Annotated in this window: 25 protein-coding genes and 1 riboswitch; of the genes, 13 read left to right on the plus strand and 12 right to left on the minus strand. The window is 61.6% G+C overall.

Going from position 1 to position 21408, the window contains the following annotated elements; all coding sequences use genetic code 11:
• Positions 1-324: 324 nt before the first annotated feature.
• Entirely contained in the window at positions 325-1206 is an 882-nt protein-coding gene (locus N5D22_RS25385) for a branched-chain amino acid aminotransferase (RefSeq protein WP_279658593.1), read from the plus strand.
• A 170-nt stretch (positions 1207-1376) separates the two neighbouring features.
• Positions 1377-3713, plus strand: a complete 2337-nt coding sequence (locus tag N5D22_RS25390; protein WP_279658594.1) for a methyl-accepting chemotaxis protein — start codon at positions 1377-1379, stop codon at positions 3711-3713.
• A 411-nt stretch (positions 3714-4124) separates the two neighbouring features.
• Here the strand turns inward: N5D22_RS25390 and N5D22_RS25395 are convergent, their stop codons facing one another.
• A complete protein-coding gene (locus tag N5D22_RS25395) occupies positions 4125-5012 on the minus strand; it encodes a LysR family transcriptional regulator (RefSeq protein WP_279658595.1) in 888 nt (295 codons plus the stop codon).
• A 96-nt stretch (positions 5013-5108) separates the two neighbouring features.
• Between N5D22_RS25395 and N5D22_RS25400 the strand changes: the two genes are divergently transcribed.
• The gene (locus N5D22_RS25400) at positions 5109-5651 is read left to right on the plus strand and encodes a GNAT family N-acetyltransferase (protein ID WP_279658596.1); all 543 of its coding nucleotides are present in this window, start codon (positions 5109-5111) and stop codon (positions 5649-5651) included.
• A 4-nt stretch (positions 5652-5655) separates the two neighbouring features.
• On the opposite strand, the gene N5D22_RS25405 is transcribed toward N5D22_RS25400, so the two are convergent.
• Complete coding sequence (locus N5D22_RS25405) at positions 5656-6018, minus strand: hypothetical protein (RefSeq protein WP_174022228.1); 363 nt, start codon at positions 6016-6018, stop codon at positions 5656-5658.
• Between the two features lie 220 nt (positions 6019-6238).
• On the opposite strand from N5D22_RS25405, the gene N5D22_RS25410 reads away from it, so the two are divergent.
• Entirely contained in the window at positions 6239-6841 is a 603-nt protein-coding gene (locus N5D22_RS25410) for a superoxide dismutase (RefSeq protein WP_046798591.1), read from the plus strand.
• 110 nt (positions 6842-6951) lie between these two features.
• A complete protein-coding gene (locus N5D22_RS25415; protein ID WP_279658597.1) occupies positions 6952-7797 on the plus strand; it encodes a metallophosphoesterase in 846 nt (281 codons plus the stop codon).
• Here N5D22_RS25415 and N5D22_RS25420 read toward each other — a convergent pair.
• Positions 7786-8496, minus strand: a complete 711-nt coding sequence (locus N5D22_RS25420) for a YafY family protein (RefSeq protein WP_279658598.1) — start codon at positions 8494-8496, stop codon at positions 7786-7788. The two genes, N5D22_RS25415 and N5D22_RS25420, sit on opposite strands and share 12 nt — an antisense overlap.
• A gap of 133 nt (positions 8497-8629) precedes the next feature.
• Between N5D22_RS25420 and N5D22_RS25425 the strand changes: the two genes are divergently transcribed.
• From N5D22_RS25425 to N5D22_RS25450, 6 genes are all read left to right on the plus strand, one after another.
• Positions 8630-9259, plus strand: a complete 630-nt coding sequence (locus N5D22_RS25425) for a LysE family translocator (RefSeq protein ID WP_279658599.1) — start codon at positions 8630-8632, stop codon at positions 9257-9259.
• Between the two features lie 205 nt (positions 9260-9464).
• Entirely contained in the window at positions 9465-9899 is a 435-nt protein-coding gene (locus N5D22_RS25430) for a cytochrome c (RefSeq protein ID WP_279658600.1), read from the plus strand.
• A 90-nt stretch (positions 9900-9989) separates the two neighbouring features.
• Positions 9990-10910 carry a cytochrome c gene (locus N5D22_RS25435; RefSeq protein WP_279658601.1) on the plus strand — a complete coding sequence of 307 codons (921 nt, stop codon included), beginning with the start codon at positions 9990-9992 and terminating at the stop codon, positions 10908-10910.
• Positions 10911-10957: 47 nt separating this feature from the next.
• A riboswitch (cobalamin riboswitch) is annotated at positions 10958-11197 on the plus strand.
• Between the two features lie 159 nt (positions 11198-11356).
• Positions 11357-11539 (plus strand): CbtB domain-containing protein, encoded by a 183-nt coding sequence (locus tag N5D22_RS25440; RefSeq protein ID WP_279658602.1) that lies wholly within the window; start codon positions 11357-11359, stop codon positions 11537-11539.
• Positions 11540-11550: 11 nt separating this feature from the next.
• Positions 11551-12261 carry a CbtA family protein gene (locus N5D22_RS25445; RefSeq protein ID WP_279658603.1) on the plus strand — a complete coding sequence of 237 codons (711 nt, stop codon included), beginning with the start codon at positions 11551-11553 and terminating at the stop codon, positions 12259-12261.
• Between the two features lie 4 nt (positions 12262-12265).
• Positions 12266-12580, plus strand: a complete 315-nt coding sequence (locus tag N5D22_RS25450) for a hypothetical protein (protein WP_279658604.1) — start codon at positions 12266-12268, stop codon at positions 12578-12580.
• A gap of 171 nt (positions 12581-12751) precedes the next feature.
• On the opposite strand, the gene N5D22_RS25455 is transcribed toward N5D22_RS25450, so the two are convergent.
• From N5D22_RS25455 to N5D22_RS25475, 5 genes are all read right to left on the minus strand, one after another.
• A complete protein-coding gene (locus tag N5D22_RS25455) occupies positions 12752-13318 on the minus strand; it encodes a glutamine amidotransferase (RefSeq protein WP_279658605.1) in 567 nt (188 codons plus the stop codon).
• A gap of 21 nt (positions 13319-13339) precedes the next feature.
• Positions 13340-13828, minus strand: a complete 489-nt coding sequence (locus N5D22_RS25460; RefSeq protein WP_279658606.1) for a GNAT family N-acetyltransferase — start codon at positions 13826-13828, stop codon at positions 13340-13342.
• A gap of 196 nt (positions 13829-14024) precedes the next feature.
• Complete coding sequence (pip, locus tag N5D22_RS25465; RefSeq protein WP_279658607.1) at positions 14025-14972, minus strand: prolyl aminopeptidase; 948 nt, start codon at positions 14970-14972, stop codon at positions 14025-14027.
• A gap of 83 nt (positions 14973-15055) precedes the next feature.
• Positions 15056-15469, minus strand: coding sequence for a helix-turn-helix domain-containing protein (locus N5D22_RS25470; RefSeq protein ID WP_279658608.1), 414 nt, complete (start codon positions 15467-15469; stop codon positions 15056-15058).
• Between the two features lie 61 nt (positions 15470-15530).
• Positions 15531-15881 carry a hypothetical protein gene (locus tag N5D22_RS25475; RefSeq protein WP_279658609.1) on the minus strand — a complete coding sequence of 117 codons (351 nt, stop codon included), beginning with the start codon at positions 15879-15881 and terminating at the stop codon, positions 15531-15533.
• A 128-nt stretch (positions 15882-16009) separates the two neighbouring features.
• Here N5D22_RS25475 and dmeR point away from each other — a divergent pair, with 128 nt between their 5' ends.
• Both dmeR and dmeF read left to right on the plus strand, forming a co-directional pair.
• Positions 16010-16282, plus strand: a complete 273-nt coding sequence (dmeR, locus tag N5D22_RS25480) for a Ni(II)/Co(II)-sensing transcriptional repressor DmeR (RefSeq protein ID WP_279658610.1) — start codon at positions 16010-16012, stop codon at positions 16280-16282.
• Between the two features lie 80 nt (positions 16283-16362).
• Positions 16363-17370, plus strand: coding sequence for a CDF family Co(II)/Ni(II) efflux transporter DmeF (gene dmeF, locus N5D22_RS25485; protein WP_279658611.1), 1008 nt, complete (start codon positions 16363-16365; stop codon positions 17368-17370).
• 117 nt (positions 17371-17487) lie between these two features.
• On the opposite strand, the gene N5D22_RS25490 is transcribed toward dmeF, so the two are convergent.
• From N5D22_RS25490 to N5D22_RS25505, 4 genes are all read right to left on the minus strand, one after another.
• On the minus strand, positions 17488-17775 hold the full coding sequence (locus tag N5D22_RS25490) for a hypothetical protein (RefSeq protein ID WP_279658612.1): 288 nt from the start codon (positions 17773-17775) through the stop codon (positions 17488-17490).
• Positions 17776-18117: 342 nt separating this feature from the next.
• On the minus strand, positions 18118-19224 hold the full coding sequence (locus N5D22_RS25495; RefSeq protein WP_279658613.1) for a glycine betaine/L-proline ABC transporter ATP-binding protein: 1107 nt from the start codon (positions 19222-19224) through the stop codon (positions 18118-18120).
• Positions 19217-20125, minus strand: coding sequence for a proline/glycine betaine ABC transporter permease (locus N5D22_RS25500; protein WP_059753922.1), 909 nt, complete (start codon positions 20123-20125; stop codon positions 19217-19219). The genes N5D22_RS25495 and N5D22_RS25500 overlap by 8 nt, the downstream gene beginning before the upstream one ends.
• 247 nt (positions 20126-20372) lie before the next feature.
• The gene (locus tag N5D22_RS25505; protein ID WP_279658614.1) at positions 20373-21383 is read right to left on the minus strand and encodes an ABC transporter substrate-binding protein; all 1011 of its coding nucleotides are present in this window, start codon (positions 21381-21383) and stop codon (positions 20373-20375) included.
• Positions 21384-21408 lie beyond the last annotated feature (25 nt).

A 21408-nucleotide genomic window follows, 5' to 3' on the forward strand; every position in this document is an offset into this window, starting at 1 on the left:
TGCAAGCATCCTCCGCCCGACAGCATCGCATGCGGCAAATCTCGCCGCCATCATTCGATGCATGAATTATTGTGATGAACCTATTCATCAACCTTTTGTTTCGCCTCATAAAACATCTTTCTCGGGGCGTCGTCTTGTTATTTTCCATCAAAATCGGAAATCGCGGCAATTAAAACTTGACCTCGTCAGGGGAGAGGCATTCACTCCGGCCGATTTCGAGAGCATTCCCGGCAAAAGCGCCAAGCGTCCTTCATCCGGATATGTGCCAGAACAAGAAGAAGGAGCGTTTTCGCCAGACGGAAACGCTTGAGACAGGAGACCGTTATGAGCGTCGATACCGCACCCCGATCAACCACCTGGACCTATGTTGACGGTCAATGGCTGCCCGGCAACCCGCCGCTTATCGGCCCGACCTCACATGCCATGTGGCTGGCTTCGACGGTGTTCGACGGCGCGCGCTGGTTCGATGGCGTGGCGCCCGATCTCGATCTGCACTGCCAGCGCGTCAACCGCTCCGCCGCCAATATGGGCATGAAACCGACCATGACGGCCGAGGAGATCGAGTCCCTTGCGCTGGAAGGCGTCAAGAAATTCGACGGCAAGATGGCGATCTACATCAAGCCGATGTACTGGGCCGAACACGGCATGCCGGGCAGCGTCGTGGCGCCCGATGCCAGCTCCACCCGTTTTGCGCTCTGCCTGTTCGAAGCGCCGATGGATGCCGGCAAGCCGCTGACGCTCACCGTTTCGCCGCTGCGCCGTCCCTCGCCGGAAACCGCGATGACCGACGCCAAGGCCGGCAGCCTTTATCCCAATAGCGGCCGCGCCATTCTGGAAGCCCGCTCGCGCGGTTTCGACAATGCGCTGATGCGCGACATGAACGGCAATGTCGCCGAATCCGCCTCGGCCAACATCTTCATGGTCAAGGACGGCGTCGTCCTTACCCCGGTTCCGAACCGCACCTTCCTTGCCGGCATCACCCGTTCGCGCGTGATCGGCCTTCTGCGCCAGGCCGGTTTCGACGTGCGCGAAGCGACGCTTTCGGTCGAGGATTTCCGCGAAGCCGATGAAATCTTCTGCTCCGGCAATTATTCCAAGATTTCGCCCGTCGTGAAACTCGATGACCGCGAATTGCAGGCGGGCCCCGTCGCCCGCAAGGCGCTCGATCTCTACATGGATTGGGCGCGTCTCGGCACAGACGTTTAAGGTCAGGCAAAACCCCTATTTTAAGGCCGCGGCAGGCTCATCCCCGCCGCGGCCTTTTGTTTTGCACGGCCTTCATTCCCATGAAAATTTAGGGGGAAATTTAATCTAATTTTAGAGGACCACAGGCTAGCTTGCGGCATTATCGATTTGGGCTAATGGGGGCCGCAAAAATGTCTTTCAGCATACGCAATATACTTGTGGGATTTTTTCTGCTCATCGGCATCACGCTTGCGGGTTTTGTCGGCAACGCCATGTGGCAATCCGTCAATCGAGCCCGCACTTTTTCCGATGTCGCGCAGCTCGTTTCGCTGGACAAGCTTCTTTTTAATGCCCTGCTGAACTTCCGCAGCGAGCGCGGCAACAGCGCCTCGGCGCTGACGGTCGATCCGGCGAAGACGGCCAATACCATCGCCAGCGTCAAGGCGTCGCGCCAGAAGGTGGATGCCGCCATGGCCGCCCTCGATCAGGCCGGCCTCAAGGCCCCGCTCGCTCGCGTGAAGGATATCTACACGCAATTCCTGGAGCTGCGCAAAAAGGTTGACACCAACGTCACCCTGCCGCTCGACCGTCGTGAAAACGGGCTGGACAAGACCGTGCTGGCGCTCGGCCAGGATTTCCTGACGGCGCTCGAAGCGGGGTCGACGGCGGTGGAAGGCGAGGTTCGTTCGCTCGACCAGAGCCTCACCGGCCTCATCCAGCTGCGGTCCTACGGCTGGTCGGCGCGGGCGCTCGGCGGCAGCGCCACCGTTATCATCAATGCGGTCGTGGCCCAGCAGCGGCCGCTGACCCCGCAGGAAACCCAGCAGCTTGGCAATTTCGATGCTGGCGCGGCCTTTGCCTGGAAAGCCACCGGCGAACTCGTCGCGCATCAATCGACGCCGCAGGCGCTGAAGGATATCTATGCCGTTGCCGACAGGACCTATTTCAAGGGTGATTTCGTCACGCGGCGCGCAAAGCTGATCGACGATCTGAACAACGGCCGCACGCCCGCCTTCACCATCGACACCTGGCGCAATACGGTCACCGAAAGCCTCGATACGGTCGCGAAAATCGCCTCCGAGGCGATGGACGTCCTCAACGCCAATGCCGAAAAGGCAAGACAGGACGCCTTCATCGGCGCGATGATCTATCTCGCGGCGTTCATCCTCACGCTCGGCGTCTGCATTCTCTGCCTTGCCGTCATCGTCGGCCGCGTCACCCGCCCGATCAGCAATCTGACCCGGGCGATGATGGAACTGTCCGCCGGCAACCTCACCACCGACGTCGCCGGCGCAAAACGCGGCGACGAGATCGGCGAGATGGCCCGCGCCGTGGAAATCTTCCGCGAAGCGGCCATCCGCAACCGGCAGCTTGAGGACGAAGCCGTCGGCAACCGCGAGCAGGCCGAGCGTGACCGTATCGAGCTGCAGCAGCGCGCCGAGGCTGAAGCCGAAGAGCGTCTCAATCAGGCCACGGGTTCGCTGGCTGGCGGTCTTCGCCGGCTTGCCTCCGGCGACATGGTCTGCGAGATCGCCACGCCGTTTTCGCCGCAATTCGAGACGCTGCGGCACGATTTCAACCGCTCCGTGAACCAGCTGCGCGAAGCGCTTGCGAGCGTCGGCCAGTCCGTCCAGACCGTGAACGGCGGCGCTCACGAAGTGTCTTCTGCATCCGACGATCTTTCCCGCCGCACCGAACAGCAGGCCGCTTCCCTGGAGGAAACCGCTGCGGCGCTGGAAGAGATCACCGCCAATGTCTCCGCCACCTCCAAACGGGCGAGCGACGCGCGCGACACGGTGCGTGAGGCAAGGACAAAGGCCGATCTTTCCGGCAAGGTGGTGCGCGATGCCGTCGCCGCCATGGAGCGCATCGAACATTCCTCGCGCCAGATCGGCCAGATCATCGGTGTCATCGACGAAATCGCCTTCCAGACCAACCTTCTGGCGCTGAATGCCGGCGTCGAGGCGGCAAGGGCGGGGGATGCCGGCAAGGGCTTTGCCGTTGTCGCACAGGAAGTGCGCGAACTGGCGCAGCGCTCCGCCAACGCCGCCAAGGAAATCAAGCAGCTCATCACCGCGTCGGCCGTTGCCGTGGGCGAAGGCGTGAAGCTGGTGGCCGATACCGGTGTGGGGCTTTCCGAAATCGAGCAGCTGGTGCTTTCCGTCAACTCCCATATGGACGCCATCGCCACCGCGGCGCAGGAACAGTCGGCCGGTCTCTCCGAGGTCAACACCGCCGTCAACCACATGGATCAGGCCACGCAGCAGAATGCCGCCATGGTTGAGGAAATGAATGCGGCCGGTGCGGGGCTTGCCCAGGAATGCGCCAATCTCCAGGCCTTGCTTGCGCAGTTCCAGCTCGGCCAGCAGGCCTCCGCATTACGGGAGACGGCACGGCAGATGCAGCGCGCCGCAACCCCGGTCCACGCGCCCGCCGCAGCCTCGGCTTCAACCCCGAAGGCCCGCCCCGTCGCCGCACGCGGCAATGCGGCGCTGGCCGTGAGGGGTGACGACTGGACGGAGTTTTGAGTTTGGCAAGCGTTGCTCGCGTCATCGGATGGCGCGGGCAATGCTGGTGACGAAGCATCCGACACACTCAACGTCGTGCTCGAGCCTGCCGCCCCGAACCGGACACCAAAGAAAAATGGCGTCGTCAGATAGGAAGGCAAGTCGGGCCAACCACGCCGACGTCATCCTCGGGCTTGTCCCGAGGATCTGCAACGTATTGATTTTATTCGACGTGTTTAGATCCTCGGGACAAGCCCGAGGATGACGTCGAGAGAATGTTGCCCCCCACGACTGACTTCAAAGGGGGCTGCTGCGGGTCGTCCGGAATTTAAACCGGACAGCATTGGGAAAAGCCCAAGGATGACGCTGAGGCGGGCGCGCTATTCGCCATCAGAGGCGATGACTAGCCCGCACCTGAAACTGGCGCGGGCCTCACCGTTTCCGCACATCCGGCAACGCCGCGGCAAGCGCCCGCAGCGGCGCGGTCATATGTTTGTCGCGCCGCATCGCCAGCGCGATCCGCCGTTCGAGCGGCGGTTCGAGCGAGCGCCATTCGAGCCCGGATGCCGCACCTTCATGCTCCATCGCCATGCGCGGCACGATGGCAAGGCCAAGGCCCGCACCTGCGAGCTTCTTGATCGCCTCGACGCTGCCCAGCTCCATGGCGGGCTGCACGGTGCGGCCGCTCGCCGAAAACCATTGATCCACCAGCCGGCGTGTATTGCCGCCCTCGTAAAGCAGCAGCGGCCGCGCCGAAAGCGTCTCGGCGTTGAGCGCCGTTGTGTCAGAGATGGAGCCTTGCGGGAAAACCGCAACCAGCTCGTCGAGATGGATGTCACTGATATCGAGGCTGCGGCCGCTGGCGGGCAGGGCCACCACCGCCGCATCGATGGTATTGGCCTCCAGCAGCCGGAGGATATCGTGGGTATTGCCGGTCTGCACGACGATCTCGATGCCGGGCATGGCCTGCCGGATTTTCCCCAGCACCGGCGGCAGCAGATAGATGCAGGCGGTGGCGCCCGTGCCGATGCGCAGGCGTCCCGTCACCCCGCTGCGATGCGGCGCCACGGTATCGATGGCATGCGCGACTTCTTCGGCAATCCGTCTTGCATGGATGAGAAAGTCGCGCCCCGCCGCCGTCGGCTGCGCGCGCCTGCCGACCCTTTCGATCAGCCGCACGCCCAGCTGTTTTTCAAGCAGCCTTATATGCAGGCTGATGGCCGGCTGCGTCAGCCCCGCCTTGTCGGCGGCGGCGGAAAAACTGCCGAGATCTGCCACATCCATGAAGCTGCGCAGCTGCCGCAGATCGAGGTCCATCATCAAAGAAAACCTTATCGTTTGTATAAGATAGATAATCTTTATTTTGGCTGCGCCGCAATGCACAATGACGGCGTGAATGATCCGCAGGACAAGAGAATGACCCTTTCCACCGTTTCCAGCCTTACGATCCGCCCCTGCGAAGAGGCGGATATTCCAGCCATTGCCGAAATCTACCGGGACGCCGTTCTGCACGGCCGCGCGAGCTTCGAGATCGATCCGCCAAGCGCGGAGACGATGCTGGAGCGCCGTCGCCTTCTGGTGGAGGGCAATTACCCCTATCTCGTCGCCGAATGCGATGGAGAGATAGCCGGATATGCCTATGCCGGCGCCTATCGCCCGCGCCCGGCCTATGGTGCGGCGGTGGAAAATTCCGTTTATATCGATCCGGCCATGAAGGGCATGGGCATCGGCCGCAAGCTTCTCGATGCGTTGATCGAGGCGGCGACCGCACGCGGCTTCCGGCAGATGATCGCCGTCATCGGCGATTCGTCCAACGCCGCCTCGATCGGCGTCCACCGCGCCGCCGGTTTCGAACATGTCGGCACCTTCAAATCCATCGGCTGGAAACATGGCCAGTGGCTGGATACGGTGCTGATGCAGCGTGCGCTTGGCGAGGGTGACACCACACCGCGCTTTTGAACGATCAGGGCTTGGTGGAGCCGGGGATTTCCACCTTCAGCGTATCGCCGGCAAGCTCGCTGCCCAGCTCCACGGCCTTGGTTTTCTTGTCGTAGACGCAGATATGGCTGACGGTCGCATCCGCGCCCCCACTCTTCCCGGTGAGTTTGGCCTTGCCGGTGAGGATGGCGAGGCCGTAATTCTCGCTGCCGACCGGATCGACCACCGCCTTCGCGTCCTCGATCATGTCCTTGGCGCCGGCAAGGCAGGCCGTCTGCACATCCGCCACGAACTCCTTCCAGGCGTCATCCGACGATGCCGCGGCGGGGAGGGTAAGCGACGAGAAGGCCGCAAGGAGGAGGATGGTGCGGGGGATCGGACGGGTCATGGAATTTCCTTCCTGCAATCTTGGCAAAAGCGAACCGATAGGGTGGAAAACGGTACGCCAAAGGTGTGAAACAAATGTGGTGGCGGCTTCACGGAGAGGAATTTTCTCTTTTGTCGGAACATTTTGATATTTCGCAGGTTGCCCAAATTGAGGTTCGCTCCTATGGTCCGCTCACACGGTTTCTAGGAGCGGTAACCCGCTGCAAAAAGGAGTAAAAACCATGGCCTTCGAACTTCCCGAACTCCCCTACGACTACGACGCGCTTGCACCCTACATGTCGCGCGAGACGCTCGAGTTCCATCACGACAAGCACCACAAGGCATATGTCGACAACGGCAACAAGCTGGCTGCCGAAGCCGGTCTTTCCGACCTGTCGCTCGAAGAAGTCGTGAAGAAGTCCTTTGGCACCAATGCCGGTCTCTTCAACAATGCGGCCCAGCACTACAACCACGTTCATTTCTGGAAGTGGATGAAGAAGGGCGGCGGCGGCAACAAGCTGCCGGGCAAGCTCGAGCAGGCGATTGCGTCCGATCTCGGCGGTTACGACAAGTTCAAGGCCGATTTCATCGCTGCCGGCACCACGCAGTTCGGCTCCGGCTGGGCATGGCTCTCCGTCAAGAACGGCAAGCTTGAAATCTCCAAGACCCCGAACGGCGAAAACCCGCTGGTTCACGGCGCCGATCCCATCCTTGGCGTCGACGTCTGGGAACACTCCTATTACATCGACTACCGCAACCTGCGTCCGAAGTACCTCGAAGCCTTCGTCGACAACCTCATCAACTGGGACTACGTCCTGGAGCGTTACGAAGCCGCCGCCAAGTAAGGCTTGCGGAATGGAATTTTCGAACACCCGGCGTTTACGCCGGGTGTTCTGTTTTCGGGATGCCGTTTCTGTCACAAGCCTGTCATCGGCCGGGTTTATCGCGGCGCATCATGACTGAAAAAACCACGCCTCTCTTCTCCTTCGGCATCGTCGCCGATCCCCAATATGCCGATGCCGCTCCCCGTCCGGAAATGGGCCGTTATTACGCCGAGAGCCCGAAAAAGCTCGCAGACGCGATCGATACCTTCAACCGCGAGGAGCTGGCCTTCGTCGTGACGCTCGGCGATATCATCGACCGCGGCTTTGAAAACTTCGATGCGATCCTTGCCGTTTATGACGGGCTTCGCCACCGCTCGGTGCTCCTGCCGGGCAACCACGATTTCGCCGTCGCCGCCGAGCATTTGCCTGATATCCACGCCCGCCTCGGCATGTCCGCCCCCTGGCATGATTTTTCCATCGGCGGCGTCCGTTTCGTCGTGCTTGACGGCAACGAGGTCAGCCTTTTTGCCCCACCGCCCGGCGATCCGCGTCGGGCGCTTGCCGCAGACCGGCTGAAGCGCCTGACGGATGCCGGTGCAATCAATGCGCAGGAGTGGAACGCCTCGCTCAGTGACGAGCAGTTCGAATGGCTGCGGGCCGTTCTGCAAAAGGCGGATGCGGCAGGTGAAAAAGTGATCGCCCTCTGCCACTATCCTGTCTACCCGGAGAACGCCCACAACATGTGGGACGCGCCGCGCATCCTTGAGCTCCTCGGCTCTCACCCCTCGGTCGTCGCGTGGTTCAACGGCCATAATCACGAGGGCAATTACGGCCTATTGGGCAATACCCACTTCGTGAATTTCAAGGGCATGGTCGATACGCCCGACCAGAACACCTTCGCCATCGCCGATGTCTTTACTGACAGAATCGTCATTCGCGGTTTCGGGCGCGAAGAGGATCGCCTTTTACGGCTGTGAGGAGGAGATGGTCGGCTGGTTGCTCTGCCAGCCGCTCATCCACAATTGCCGCAGCTTCTCGCCTTCCAGCTTGAAGAAGCTGCCGGTCGTTTCGCAGCTCAGCACCCGGTCCGAGCGGAAATTGCGAATCGCCTGTCGCAATTCGCACCAGGCGACGATATTCACCGTCTCCGAATAATAGATCACCGCAATCGGTCGAACCCGCCGCTGCGTTTCCGCGCCGGCTTCATCGCGGTAGGTGATCTCCAGCTTCTCCTCGTCGCGCACCGCCCGCCGGACCGTCGCAAGATCGACGCCGGCGGGGGAGGGCGCGATGCTGCCCCAGGCGTGCAGGGCATTGGCGGAGAGGGTTTTCGACAGGGGTTCAGGCAGGGAGGCGGCGATCTTGTCGCTGACCTGCCTTGCCGCCTGCCGCAATTCCGTATCGCCGGTGCGCGCGACCATGGCGAGCGCCAGCACGATCGCCTCCGTCTCTTCGATGGAAAACATCAGCGGCGGCAGGTTGAAGCCGGGACGCAGGATATAACCGACGCCGCGTTCCCCTTCGATGGGCACGCGCATGGTCTGAAGCGCTGCTATGTCGCGATAGACCGAGCGCACCGTCACCTCCAGCGCTTCGGCAATCGTCTGCGCGGTGACAGGCCTGCGCGCCACCCGCAGGATCTGGATGATCTCGAACAGTCTCGACGCCTTGCGCATTGCCGTTTTCCCGGTGGATTTCTCCACGCAACTGACACAACGCTGTCAGTTGGCATTTTCTATAAATGGCAAAACACGTTGAGAAACATGAGATTTCCCGAATGTGTCGTGAAATGTTTTGGGAGATACTGACATGAGTTACGCCGAAAATCTCTGGCTTTTCTTTCTGGTCCTGTTCGGCATCATCATCCTGCCGGGCATGGACATGCTGTTCGTGCTGGCAAGCGCACTGACGGGGGGAAAGAAAACGGGCCTTTCCGCTGCAAGCGGCATGAGCGCCGGTGGCATCGTGCATTCGCTTTACGGCGCCCTGGGCGTCGGCATGCTTGCCGCCTGGATGCCGTCGCTGTTCCTGCCGCTTCTGGTTTTTGGGGCCGCCTATATGATCTGGATCGGCATCGGCCTGATGCGCAGCGCGATTGTCGTGAACGGCGATGAGGCGCAGGCAAGCGCTTCGGTCAGAAAAGCCTTCTGGCGGGCGGTGCTGACCTGCCTTTCCAATCCGAAGGCCTATCTGTTCATGATGGCGATCTATCCGCAATTCCTCAAACCGGCCTATGGGCCGATCTGGATGCAGGGGCTGGTGATGGGCGCGATGGTGGCGGTCACGCAGTTCACGGTCTATGGCGCGCTGGCGCTGACGGCGGATAAAAGCCGGGCATGGCTCATTTCTTCGCCCGCCGCCACGATCTTCATCGGCCGCGCCGCCGGTTTCATGCTGATTGCCGCAGCGCTGCTGACACTGTGGGAAGCCCTGTCCTGAAGCGGCGGCGGACAGGCCCTGCCGCCGCAGATTTTGCCGCCAGACGATCCGAAAACCGCAGAGCACTTTGCGGTACGATGTTCTAGCCTCCTGTTTTCACGATGGAATTCACCGCAATGTGACTTCTTTTCGCCATCCGGAAAGGGCATCCTCGCGCCGTTCCATCTAGCGTCCGGCATCAGGGCCGGAATCAAGGAGAGTGTGCATGAAACTGAAAACCATTGCGGCGGCCATGCTGTTCGGCTGTCTTTGCGCCGGAGCGGTCTATGCTGCCGGCGAAGTCGAAAAACGCGAAGGCATGATGAAGCAGATCGGTGGCGCCATGGGTTCGCTCGCCGCCATCACCAAGGGCGAAAAGCCCTTTGACGCCGAAGTCGTCAAGGCCGCCGTGACGACCATCAGCACCAATGCAAAGGCTTTCCCCGACCAGTTCCCAGCCGGCACCGAGACCGGCAGCGCGGCCGCTCCCGCCATCTGGGAAAATTTCGCGGACTTCAAGGCCAAGTCCGCCAAGCTCGGTACGGATGCGGACACGGTTCTCGCCAATCTCCCCACCGATCAGGCTGGCGTCGCCACCGCCATGAAGACGCTCGGCGCCGATTGTGGCACCTGCCACCAGACCTATCGTCTGAAAAAATAATCGCAGCACTTTGGAAACGCCGCTTCCCGGCGGCGTTTTCTCACGCTCGAAAGGCATCTGACGGGGTCAGGTGAGAATGGGGAGAGGGGTATGTCCTCCATCTGGACGAAACTCGTCGGCGGGGCCATCGTCGCAGCGATTGCGGGCTATGGCATATTCGCCTGGGTTACCGCGCCGGAACGCCAGGCGCCGAGCCACTGGGTCAGCCTTGGCGAACCGGATCTGGCCAATGGCGAAACGCTGTTCTGGGCGGGCGGCTGCGCAAGCTGCCACGCCGCGCCCGATGCCACGGGCGAGGCGCTGTTGACGCTTGCGGGCGGGCAGGCGCTGAAAAGCCCCTTCGGCACCTTCCATGTCCCCAATATTTCCTCCGATCCGCAGCATGGCATCGGCGGCTGGACGCTGGCGGAATTCGGCGACGCCATGACGCGCGGCGTGGGCAAGAACGGCGAGCATCTCTACCCGTCCTTTCCCTATGCCTCTTATGCCCGTATGACGCAGAAGGACATCAACGATCTCTTCGGTTATCTGAAAGCCCTGCCGGCCAGCCAGAACGATGCGCCGGATCACCAGCTGCCTTTCCCCTTCAATCTGCGCATGGTGCTGGGCGGCTGGAAATTCCTGTATTTCGACCCCTCCGCACCGCCGCGCGTCGAACTTGCCAATGCCAATGCCGAATTGCTGCGCGGCCAATATCTGGTGGAAGGGCCGGGCCATTGCGGCGAATGCCACACGCCGCGCAATGCGCTCGGCGGATTCCAGACGGATAAATGGCTGGCCGGCGGTCCCAATCCGGAAGGTGAGGGCCGTATTCCGGACATTACCCCCGCCTCGCAAAGCATAGGCAGCTGGGCGGCGGCCGATATTGCCAGCTATCTGGAAACCGGCTTCACCCCGGAATTCGACAGCGTCGGCGGCTCCATGGTCAAGGTGCAGCAGAACATGGCGCATCTGACGGCCGAAGACCGCGATGCGATTGCCGCCTATCTGAAGGCCATTCCGGCGCGGTAGGGTGCGGCGGGGGCGTGCGCGCCCATTGACTCCCGCCTCCACCCGGCGGATAACAATCCTGTGATGGTTCCTTCCGGTCGTTCCGGAAGGTGAAAAGGGAACACGATAGGGAGAAATCCTCATTCGTGGCTGCCCCCGCAACTGTGAGCGGAGAGCCTGAAACGAAGTGCCACTGGCAAGCCATTTCCCGGAAACCGAGGTTTCCAATCGGGCGAGGGCGATGCCGGGAAGGTGTTTCAGGTTTTGACCCGTAAGCCAGGAGACCTGCCATCACGGAAATGTCCATGCCGGCGGGGTGTCCGGAAGAGCGGAATGTCAGGTGGCGGGATCAATGCCTTCCTGTGTCAGTCTCGTATCCCCGTGGTGAAGTGTATCGCATGCGGTCTTGCGGCTTGTGCCGTTTGGCCGCGTCCAAAGGCGCGGGGTCGCGCCGGAGAGGGGTCACCATGTCCATCAATCAGAATACGGCAAATTCGGCCGTTTCCACAAAAACAGCCAGCTTTGCGCAATCGCTGACGGCGATCGTGCTTGGCCTGTTCGTTGTCGGTTTTGTCGGCTTTTCGCCCGTGGAAGCCGTTCACAATGCCGCGCACGACACGCGGCATGCCAATGCCTTCCCCTGCCATTGAGGGGTAACGGCATGTCATCTTTTCGCAATATCGTCTTTACCGCCGTTCTCGTCGGCATTCTCGGCGGTTTGGCCGTGTCTGCCATGCAGGCTGTCAGTACCACGCCGCTCATCCTGCAGGCGGAAACCTATGAAAGCGCCGGCGAAGCGCCCCACAGCCATGATGCGCCGGCCCCCGGTGCCGCCGTTCCCGCCCATGAGCACAATGACGAGGCCTGGGCTCCGGCCGATGGCTTCGAGCGTACCGCCTATACCGTCGCCGCCAATGTCCTGACCGCCATCGGTTATGCATTGGTGCTGACCGGCCTCATTTCGCTGCGTGGCACCAGTGGCGGCTGGCGCGAAGGCCTTCTCTGGGGCGTTGCCGGCTTTGCCGCCGTCATGCTGGCCCCGATGATCGGCCTGCCGCCGGAATTGCCGGGCAGTCCGGCAGCCGCACTTGAGGCGCGGCAGATCTGGTGGCTTGCGACGGTTGCCGCAACCGCGGGCGGCATTGCGCTGATCGCGTTCCGCCGCGAACCCTGGGCCATCGTATTGGCATTGGTGTTGATCGTTGCACCGCATGTGGTCGGCGCACCCTTGCCGCCGGAAGGCGAACATGCGCTGGCGCCGCTGCCGCTGGAGCGTCAGTTCATCGTCGCCGCGACCATCACGAGCTTCGTTTTCTGGGCGCTGCTCGGGACATTGAGCGCGTTTTTCCTGAAGCGCTTCCAGTCGGCTTGAGACTATGCAGGACGCAGCGGAGTGGAGTGAGGAACTCGATGCGCTGCGTTTTGCCGTACCTGGTCACGGCGCTTTCTGCGCCGTGCACCGTCTTGCCTTCAAGGCGGTCCTTGGGGCGACCCCGGATCGCGAGGTGGCTCTCGCCTGTTTTCATGAACACGAAGCCGCTTTTATCGCTGCGGCGCTCAGCAAGATCAAACGTGCAAATTTACCCGCCGGCCGCAGCCTGCATCTGAACAGCCGCGATATTCGCCGGGCGATTGCCGGGGAGAACGGCGATCATGCGGCGCGTGTTTGCCGCGTACTTGATCGGCGATAATCATTGCCGTTTTCACGTCCGTCATCCCGGCCCTGAGCCGGGATCCAGCCAGCCCAAGTCCTTGGGCTGAAAGGACTCTTTTCGCCGCGCAGACGCGCGTCGGCTGGATTCCGGCTCAAGGCCGGAATGACGGGGAGTAGAGGGAGCGCAAACAACCGAGACGGCTATGCCTCACCGATGCTCCGCCGCAAAAACCTGGAGTTCCGCCTCGGCTTCCGGACCAAAGAGGCCGAGGTGTTTCAGGATTTCCACAGCGAAACTGACCGGCGCGCTGCCGGCGGCGGTGACGATGCCGCCATCGCTGACCGCTTTCGGCTGGTCGCGATAAAGCGCCTCGCCGCCATAGGCAGGATAGGCCTTGTGCGATGCCAGCGAATTGCCGGTATGGGCGACGCCGTTCAGGACGCCCGTGCCGCCGAGCGCGCTTGCCGCCGCGCAGATGCCGGCCACCAGCCGGTCCCTGTCGCGAAACCGGTGCACCAGCCCGCCAAGATCGACAGCGGTTCCCTTTTCCCAGCTGAGACCGCCGGGAATGATGAGAGCGTCGACATTCTCGGGATCGAGCGCGCCATAGGACGTGTCAGGCGTCACCTTCAGCCCGCCCATCGAGATCACCGGCGCACCATCGGGAGTGGCGTAGACGATCTCGACGCCGAGATAGCTGCGCGCCGCCGCCGCAAGCAGGGCCGGTTCCCAGTCCGCAAAATCCTGCGCCAGCGCAATGGCGATCCGTGTCATGGCCGTCTCCGTGGTTTTTAATCAGGCGATGGACTGCATGTAGCGCATGCCGGTGACCGGCCGGGGCGCGAAATCCATGTTTTCGTAGAAACGATGTGCCGCGACATTACCTGTTGTGGCGCTGACGGAAAGATAGTCGCAGCCGAGCCGCTTGGCGATATCGCGGGCGCGGGAAACCAGATGCTGTCCGGTGCCATGGCCACGGTGTCCGTCGCGCACGAAGAGATGATGCAGCTCAAGCCCGCGCTGGCCTTCCTGCGCCCTGTAGAGCGGCAGAAGCAGGGCGTAGCCGATCAGTGCGCCATCGGCTTCGGCCACGAGGCCGTGCACCCAGGGCAGCGGGCCGAACAGGTCGCGTTCCAGTTTCGCCGGCGTGATTGCCGCCGCATCGCCGTGGTAGGAGGCAAGCAGCGTGATCATCTCGTTGAGCTCGGGCAAATCCGTCTTGCGGGCGCCGCGAATGATGACGACGGGCGGTCGTTCCAGTGTAAGGGAGCTGTCTTCGGTCATTTTTTTCGGTCCTTTGGTCTTATCGGTGCCGTCAGGACGCTTGAGAAACAACAAAGCCGCCTGACGGCGGCTTGTTGACAATATGATCTGTCGAGCCGCCCTTAGAGGTAGGCCCAAAAGTACGAGCAGGAGATGGGTGCGCGTTCGTTGATCATGGGAAATGCAATGCGCCCGAATCCGTAATCTGTCAAGCGGGTCAATTCGCAAATCGCGCGATTGCCGACAGGATCGCATCTTCCATTCCCACATCGCCCGTGGAGTGGCCAGCGCCATCGACGGCAATCAGCTCGCTTCCCGGCCATGCCGCGGCAAGTTCGTAAGCGGTGACGGGCGGCCCCTGCAAATCGCGCATGCCCTGGATGAATATGCCGGGAATACCCGTGAGCACGCCGGCATCGCGCAGCAGCACGCCGTCTTCCAGCCAGGCCGCGTGGTGGAAATAATGGGCGCAGAGGCGGGCGCGGGCGAGAATATAATCGTCGTCGCGCCATTTCTCCGGAAAGGCTGAGGTGTCCTGCGCGCTGATCGAACCCGCCTCCCACAAATGCCATTCAAGCGCCGCCATGGCGCGGATGGCGGGGTCGGAGTCGTTCAGAAGCCGGTAATAGGCGCCAACCGGGTCTTCCTTTGGCAAATGATCGGGAATCGCGGCGATGAAGCGCTGCCATTGCTGCGGCAGGAACATTGCCAGCCCCTTGTATAGCCAGTCGATTTCCTTCTGCCGCGTGGTGGTGACGCCGGCCAGCACCATGGCGCGCACGCGTTTCGGATGGCGTTGGGCGTAAGCGAGAGCCAGCGTGGCGCCCCAGGAGCTGCCATAAACCAGCCAGTCATTGACCTCGAGCGCGGACCTGATCGCCTCCATGTCATCGACCAGGTGATGCGTGGTGTTGTGCGCCAGGCTCCCGGCGGCGTTCGGCGTGCTTTTGCCGCAGCCGCGCTGGTCGAACTGGATGATGCGGTAAAGGGCCGGGTTGAAGTAACACCGCGCCGTCGCCGACAGGCCCGAGCCGGGGCCGCCATGCAACAGCACCGCAGGCCGCCCAGCCGGATTGCCGGCAAGGGTCACATGCAGCCTGTGGCCCTCGGAAACATCAAGGAAAACGGTGTCGAAGGGGGTGATTTCGGGAAATATCGCGGCCATCCGGCATTTCTTTTTGCAACAGGTGGGAGGCGCATACAGGGCGCGGATGACAGGTGAATGTCAGTCCGGTTCGCGGATCGCTCTTAATGCTCGCCCTCGCACATGCCGTGATCGGAAAGCGCGCGGATGACATAACAATCCTCGATCGAATGTCCATGGCAGTGGGAGACGATACGCTCCAGCTCGTGCTCCAGCTTCTTCAGGCTGGCGATCTTTTCGCGCACATGGGCAAGGTGTTCGGCGGCAATGCGGTCCGCGCCCTCGCATGGCATCTGCCGGTGCTGGCTGAGTGCGATCAGCTCGCGGATGGCCTCGATGTTCAGCCCGAGATCGCGCGCATGGCGGATGAAGGCCAGCCTTTCGAGGTCGGATTTTTCGTAACGACGCTGGTTGCCGTCCGAGCGGTCCGCCTCGCGGATGAGGCCCATCTGCTCGTAATAGCGGATGGTCGGCACCTTGACGCCGGTACGTTTCGACAGTTCACCGATGGACAGCATGGCTTTCTCCATATCTCCAGTCTCTAGAGATATGGTTTTTCCACTCGCTGTTCAATGGGTCTCAGGCGGCGTCATCCACGCCGAGCGCCTGGGCCAGGGCCTTTAAAACTTCGGTCTCAAGGCTGGAGGCGGCTTCCGGCTGGGTGGCGGCGGTCATTTCAGGGGCGGGCGTGCTCGTGGCGGAGGCGCCGCTGTCGAGGTTCCACAGCGCGGCGGCAAGACCGGCGGAAACACCGGCGACCGGCGATACGGTCGTGGCGACGCTCTCGGCGCTCGAAATGGCGCGATGGGCCGCACGGGTCAGCTCCAGCAGGGCCTCGGTGGTGGAAGGGGTTTCCCTGTTCCTTGTCGGCTCAAGGGTCCGGACCGGAGAGGCGTAAGCGATGCTGGTGGTGGCTGCGATAGTCGTCATGACTGAGTCCCCTAAGTTTTGATGGGCTACTTTTAAGGGCCGAAACATTCGCGAGGATTGCGTCATCGGGGGCTTGAATGGAAAATCGCTGGAATATAGTATACCCCCCTATAGTATATGAGGTGCTCATGTCCCATACGATCCACGACAAGGAAAAGCTGCTTGCCCGCATCCGCCGCCTCAAGGGCCAGATGGAAGCGGTGGAACGGGCACTGGAGGATGCCAGGCCCTGCGGCGAGGTGCTGCAATTGCTCGCCTCGGTGCGCGGCGCGCTTTCCGGCCTGACGGGGGAGGTGATGCGGGAGCATCTGAACGAGCATGTGGTGCATGCTGAAAATGAAGACGAGCGGGCCAGGGCGGCGGAAGAGCTGGCCCAGGTGCTGAAGACCTACCTCCGCTAGCCCGTTTCCCAAGGCATTGACGGTTTTGGGAGGGGACCTGCGTGAATGAAATACTCCAGAGATCGAACAGGATCAGCGACATGACGACGACATCCGAACATTTCACGGCGAGCGGCCATGACCATGTTTTTCTCGGCCAGAACCATGAGCGCAATGAAAAGCGCGTCTGGATGGTGATTGCACTGACCACCGTGATGATGGTGGCGGAGATCGTTGCCGGGCACTGGTTCGGCTCCATGGCGCTCACCGCCGATGGCTGGCACATGTCCACCCATGCGGGCGCGATGCTGATTTCGGCGCTGGCCTATCTTTATGCCCGGCGCGAGGCGCGCAATCCGCGCTTCACCTTCGGCACCGGCAAGTTCGGCGATCTCGCGGGCTTTGCCAGCGCCATCGTGCTGGCGGTGGTGGCGTTGCTCATCGCTGTCGAAAGCGCCATGCGTCTCGTCAATCCGGTTGAGATCGATTTCAACCAGGCGATTCTCGTCGCCGTCATCGGTCTGGCCGTCAATCTCGTCAGCGCCGTGCTCCTGAAGGATGACCATCATCATGATCACGGCCATGGCCATGGTCACTCGCATGGCTCGCACGCCCATCACGGCCACGGCAGCCACGCCGACCACGGCCATGGTTCGCATGCGGAGCACGGCGCAAAGGGCGGCAGGGACAATAATCTGCGCGCGGCCTATCTGCATGTGCTTGCCGATGCGCTGACCTCGGTTCTGGCCATCGTCGCGCTGCTGCTCGGCAAATGGAACGGCTGGTCCTTCCTCGATCCTGCCATGGGCATTGTCGGCGGTCTGGTCATCGCCCGCTGGTCATGGGGGCTCGTCCGCTCCACGGCGACAACCCTGCTCGATGCTATAGCGCATACGGAAGATCTGCCGCAGGAAATCCGTCAAAGCGTGGAAACGGAAGAGGATCGCATCACCGACCTGCATGTCTGGCAGGTGGGGCCGGGGCATCACGCCGCCATCGTGGCGATCCAGTCGCAGGCGCCGAAAGCACCGGCTTTTTATAAGCAGAAACTTGCCGCCATACATGAACTGTCGCATGTGACGGTGGAGGTCAGCCCGGCAAAGGGTTGATGGGAATCGGCTATTTCAGTTTGTTGATCAAGGCGCTTGAATCTCTCCGCGTCATCCTCGGGCTTGACCCGAGGATGATGGAGGTAGCGGTAGAGGTAGAGGCTTTGTTCTAAAAGCCTATTCGGTATATTCCGAATAGGCGCTGCGTACCCATTCGGCCTGCGCTTCCGCCTTGTCCTCGGCGGAGGCGGCCGGCATGTCCTGGTAGGCGGGCGCGCTGCCATTGCCGACGGCCCACAGAACATTGGCCAGCGACTGGGAAAGAATGGTGCTGGAAACGGTGGGATTGCCGGGGCCGCGTTTCACGGCCTGTTCCTCAGGCGCCGCCTGTACGCTGCCGGCTTTTTCAATGTCCCGGATGCGACCCTGATAATTGGATCCGCCAATATTGCTTTCGATCTGCATGTCGGTGATTCCGCGTTCAAAAGTTAACGAATGGTTAACGGCGGCGACTTGCCCGAAACTTGCGCTTGCTGCATTGCAGCGACGGTGGAGGCTTGACAGCCGACGAAGTAGTGCTTCGTTTTTGCATGAAGGGCGGATGCGCAAAGAGATGGCAGTCGTTTGCGCAGAAGGCGAGAGCAGGACGGCATTGATGCCGGTAGGTCACCTCACATTCCGCGTCATCCTCGCCCTTGAGGCGAGGATCCATTTTTTCACTCAACCAACCTTGGGCCATGGATCCTCGCCTCAAGGGCGAGGATGACGACGGAGAGTTTTAGAGCCTGAGAAACGGGACGAACCGGTTCACGCCGTCTCCTTCTCCGCAGGCGCCATCGCTTGCCGCACCGTCTCCGGCTTCTCCTCCACTTCAACCGTCCCCACCGCCTCCTGCGGCGCGGGCGTCACCATCGCAGCCACCAGCGTATCGAGGCCGATGCTGCCGACCGGCTTGCCGTCCTCATCAACCACATGCGCCTGCGTCTCGTTGGCTTCCGACATGTCGCGGGCGATTGTTTCCAGCGTCGCGTTTTCCGGCACCGGCATGCCCTCGGGGCGGCTTTCCAGCGGCTCCATCACCGTGGTCGCCTGCAGCACGCGGCCGCGATTGACGTCACGCACGAACTCGGTGACGTAACCATCGGCCGGGGAGAGGATGATGCTCTGCCCGTCGCCCTGCTGCACCACTTCGCCGTCTTTCAGAATGGCGATGTGGTCGCCGAGCCTGAGCGCCTCGTCCAGATCGTGGGTGATGAACACCACGGTCTTCTTCAGCTCCTGCTGCAGATCGAGCAGCATGGTCTGCATGTCGACGCGGATCAGCGGATCGAGCGCCGAATAGGCCTCGTCCATCAGGAGGATATCGGCGTCATTGGCCAGCGCCCGGGCAAGGCCGACACGCTGCTGCATGCCGCCGGAAAGCTGGTTCGGATAATAATCCTCGTAACCGGCAAGGCCGACACGCTCCAGCCAGTAACGGCCCTTTTCTTCGCTTTGCCCACGCGGCACACCCTGGATATCGAGGCCGTAGACGCTGTTTTCCAGCACGGTGCGGTGCGGCAGAAGGCCGAATTTCTGGAACACCATCGCCGTCTTGTGGCGTCGGAATTGTCTGAGCGCCGAGGCGCTCATGCCGCAGATGTCCTCGCCGTCATAGAGGACCTCGCCGGCGGTCGGATCGATCAGCCGGTTGATGTGGCGGATGAGCGTCGACTTGCCGGAGCCGGAAAGGCCCATGACGACGGTGATCTTGCCGCCCGGCATGGTGATGTTGATGTTGTTGAGGCCAAGCACGTGGTTGTGTTTGTCGTTCAGCTCCACCTTGTCCATGCCCGACCGCACCGCTTCGAGGTACTTCTCGGGATGCTTGCCGAAGATCTTGTAAAGGTTGCGGATTTCGATGCTTTTAGCCATGGGAGACCTCGCGGTATTTCTGCAGGCGCTTGCCGAAAGCCTGGCTCGCCCGGTCGAACATGATGGCGATGGCGACCAGAGCGAAACCGTTCAGGAAGCCCACCGTGAAGAACTGGTTGTTGATGGCCTGCAGCACGTTCTTGCCGAGCCCGCCGACACCGACCATGGAGGCGACGACGACCATGGCGAGCGCCATCATGATGGTCTGGTTGATACCGGTCATGATGGTGGGCAGCGCCAGCGGCAGCTGCACATTGAACAGCTTCTGGCCGTTGGATGAACCGAAAGCGTCCGCCGCTTCCAGCACTTCGCGATCAACGAGGCGAATACCGAGGCTGGTCAGCCGGATCACGGGCGGAATGGCATAGATCACCACTGCGATCAGGCCCGGAACCTTGCCGATGCCGAAAATCACCACCACGGGGATGAGATAAACGAAACTCGGCAGTGTCTGCATCACGTCGAGCACGGGATTGATGAGGCGTTGCAGGCGTTCCGAACGACCCATCAGGATGCCGAGCGGCAGGCCGATGACGATGGCGATCAGGGTGGCGATGGCGACGATGGAAAGCGTCGTCATGGCATCGCGCCAAAGACCGACGGCGCCGATCATCAGCAGGGCGAGCGCCGTGCCGCCGGTAATCCTGAAGCTGCGACCGGCCAGATGCACGATGGCGAGAATGATGAGGAGCGTGATGATCCACGGCGTCTGGATGAACAGCCGCTCCGAGGAATTGAGGAAGAGCTGCAGCGGATGCACGATCACGTCGATCGCATCGCCGTAATTGCGCACGATGTCGCGAAAACCATCATCGATGGTCTTGCGTGCCACACGCATCGTGGAATTGTCGATGGCCGGGAACTTGCAGAGCATGTCCGGCAGGTAAGTGCAGAGGGCCATTATTGTTGTTTTCCCTTTGGGTTATTGGGATGGGTGGTTGGAGGTTGGAGTGCGCGGGCACCCCCCTCTGTCCTGCCGGACATCTCCCCCTCAAGGGGGGAGATCGATATGCGGCAAGGTCTCGCCCATCTCTATGGTTGAGGATGAAGCGACGAAAGCGCGCCCCGCCGATCTCCCTCCTTGTGGGGGAGATGCCCGGCAGGGCAGAGGGGGGTAAGCGGCTTGCGCCGACTCCCCCATCAACCAATCACATCGAAGCCTTGATCTTCTCCGCCACCTCGGCCGGAACCCACTTCGTCCAGATGTCCTCGTGGTTCTCGAGGAAATACTCCGCGCCATCCTCGTTGGTGCCCTGGTTCTCATCCATCCAGGCGAGGATCTCGGCGACCGTCTTGTTGTCCCAGTTGCGGGCCTTGATGTAGTCCAGCGTCACGCCGGCCTTGCTTTCGAAGTCCTTGGTGATGACGGTATAGACATCGGCAACCGGATAGGCGTTGACCTTCGGCGCTGCGCAATCGACCTTGGCCGTGCAGTCGTCGAAATGGGCGCGGTCGAGTTCGACGCCATCATCCAGCTTCACCATCTCGTATTTGCCGAGAATGGCGGTGGGCGACCAGTAATAGCCGAGCCAGCCCTGCTTCTTTTCAAACGCATTGGCGATGGAGCCATCGAGGCCGGCGGCCGAGCCGGTATCGACCAGGGTAAAGCCCTTTTTGTCGCCCTCGCGCGCCTTGTAGAGATTGGCGGTGGTCACCTGGCAGTTCCAGCCGGACGGGCAATTATGCACGGCGCCCTTGCTGGCGTCTTCCGGCGCGGGGAAAAGTTCGGGATGTTTCAGTGCATCCTCGACGGTCTTGATATCAGGGTGCGCGTCAGCGATGAATTTCGGGATCCACCAGCCTTCGACACCGCCATCGGTGAGGATTTTAGACGCCTCGATCATGCGGCCTTCCTTGACGGCGGCATCGAGCGGCTCGCGCACGGCGTTCACCCACAATTCGGGCGCCATGTCCGGCTGGCCTTTTTCGTTCATGGAGGCGAAGGTTGGCATGGTATCGCCGCTGACGACATTGACCGTGCAGTCATAGCCGTTTTCCATGATGAACTTATCGACGTAAGCCGCGACACCGGCGGATGCCCAGTTCATTTCGGCGATGGAAATGCTGCCGCACTCTTCGGCGGCATTGGCGGAATTTGCTGCACCGGCAGCGATGGTAAAGCCCGTTACGAGAATGGTCGAGGCGAGGAGTTTCTTCATGTGTAAGACCCCCAAGTCTGATGCA

Source organism: Agrobacterium sp. GD03872 (assembly GCF_029840625.1).
Classification (GTDB): Bacteria; Pseudomonadota; Alphaproteobacteria; order Rhizobiales; family Rhizobiaceae; genus Agrobacterium; species Agrobacterium fabrum_A.

What these genes read in the sequence shown, in the direction of transcription:
- N5D22_RS25385 (WP_279658593.1), top strand. Translation starts at nt 325, where the DNA reads ATGAGCGTCGATACCGCACCCCGATCAACCACCTGGACCTATGTTGAC.
- N5D22_RS25390 (WP_279658594.1), top strand. Translation starts at nt 1,377, where the DNA reads ATGTCTTTCAGCATACGCAATATACTTGTGGGATTTTTTCTGCTCATC.
- N5D22_RS25395 (WP_279658595.1), bottom strand. Translation starts at nt 5,012, where the DNA reads ATGATGGACCTCGATCTGCGGCAGCTGCGCAGCTTCATGGATGTGGCA.
- N5D22_RS25400 (WP_279658596.1), top strand. Translation starts at nt 5,109, where the DNA reads ATGACCCTTTCCACCGTTTCCAGCCTTACGATCCGCCCCTGCGAAGAG.
- N5D22_RS25405 (WP_174022228.1), bottom strand. Translation starts at nt 6,018, where the DNA reads ATGACCCGTCCGATCCCCCGCACCATCCTCCTCCTTGCGGCCTTCTCG.
- N5D22_RS25410 (WP_046798591.1), top strand. Translation starts at nt 6,239, where the DNA reads ATGGCCTTCGAACTTCCCGAACTCCCCTACGACTACGACGCGCTTGCA.
- N5D22_RS25415 (WP_279658597.1), top strand. Translation starts at nt 6,952, where the DNA reads ATGACTGAAAAAACCACGCCTCTCTTCTCCTTCGGCATCGTCGCCGAT.
- N5D22_RS25420 (WP_279658598.1), bottom strand. Translation starts at nt 8,496, where the DNA reads ATGCGCAAGGCGTCGAGACTGTTCGAGATCATCCAGATCCTGCGGGTG.
- N5D22_RS25425 (WP_279658599.1), top strand. Translation starts at nt 8,630, where the DNA reads ATGAGTTACGCCGAAAATCTCTGGCTTTTCTTTCTGGTCCTGTTCGGC.
- N5D22_RS25430 (WP_279658600.1), top strand. Translation starts at nt 9,465, where the DNA reads ATGAAACTGAAAACCATTGCGGCGGCCATGCTGTTCGGCTGTCTTTGC.
- N5D22_RS25435 (WP_279658601.1), top strand. Translation starts at nt 9,990, where the DNA reads ATGTCCTCCATCTGGACGAAACTCGTCGGCGGGGCCATCGTCGCAGCG.
- N5D22_RS25440 (WP_279658602.1), top strand. Translation starts at nt 11,357, where the DNA reads ATGTCCATCAATCAGAATACGGCAAATTCGGCCGTTTCCACAAAAACA.
- N5D22_RS25445 (WP_279658603.1), top strand. Translation starts at nt 11,551, where the DNA reads ATGTCATCTTTTCGCAATATCGTCTTTACCGCCGTTCTCGTCGGCATT.
- N5D22_RS25450 (WP_279658604.1), top strand. Translation starts at nt 12,266, where the DNA reads ATGCAGGACGCAGCGGAGTGGAGTGAGGAACTCGATGCGCTGCGTTTT.
- N5D22_RS25455 (WP_279658605.1), bottom strand. Translation starts at nt 13,318, where the DNA reads ATGACACGGATCGCCATTGCGCTGGCGCAGGATTTTGCGGACTGGGAA.
- N5D22_RS25460 (WP_279658606.1), bottom strand. Translation starts at nt 13,828, where the DNA reads ATGACCGAAGACAGCTCCCTTACACTGGAACGACCGCCCGTCGTCATC.
- pip (WP_279658607.1), bottom strand. Translation starts at nt 14,972, where the DNA reads ATGGCCGCGATATTTCCCGAAATCACCCCCTTCGACACCGTTTTCCTT.
- N5D22_RS25470 (WP_279658608.1), bottom strand. Translation starts at nt 15,469, where the DNA reads ATGCTGTCCATCGGTGAACTGTCGAAACGTACCGGCGTCAAGGTGCCG.
- N5D22_RS25475 (WP_279658609.1), bottom strand. Translation starts at nt 15,881, where the DNA reads ATGACGACTATCGCAGCCACCACCAGCATCGCTTACGCCTCTCCGGTC.
- dmeR (WP_279658610.1), top strand. Translation starts at nt 16,010, where the DNA reads ATGTCCCATACGATCCACGACAAGGAAAAGCTGCTTGCCCGCATCCGC.
- dmeF (WP_279658611.1), top strand. Translation starts at nt 16,363, where the DNA reads ATGACGACGACATCCGAACATTTCACGGCGAGCGGCCATGACCATGTT.
- N5D22_RS25490 (WP_279658612.1), bottom strand. Translation starts at nt 17,775, where the DNA reads ATGCAGATCGAAAGCAATATTGGCGGATCCAATTATCAGGGTCGCATC.
- N5D22_RS25495 (WP_279658613.1), bottom strand. Translation starts at nt 19,224, where the DNA reads ATGGCTAAAAGCATCGAAATCCGCAACCTTTACAAGATCTTCGGCAAG.
- N5D22_RS25500 (WP_059753922.1), bottom strand. Translation starts at nt 20,125, where the DNA reads ATGGCCCTCTGCACTTACCTGCCGGACATGCTCTGCAAGTTCCCGGCC.
- N5D22_RS25505 (WP_279658614.1), bottom strand. Translation starts at nt 21,383, where the DNA reads ATGAAGAAACTCCTCGCCTCGACCATTCTCGTAACGGGCTTTACCATC.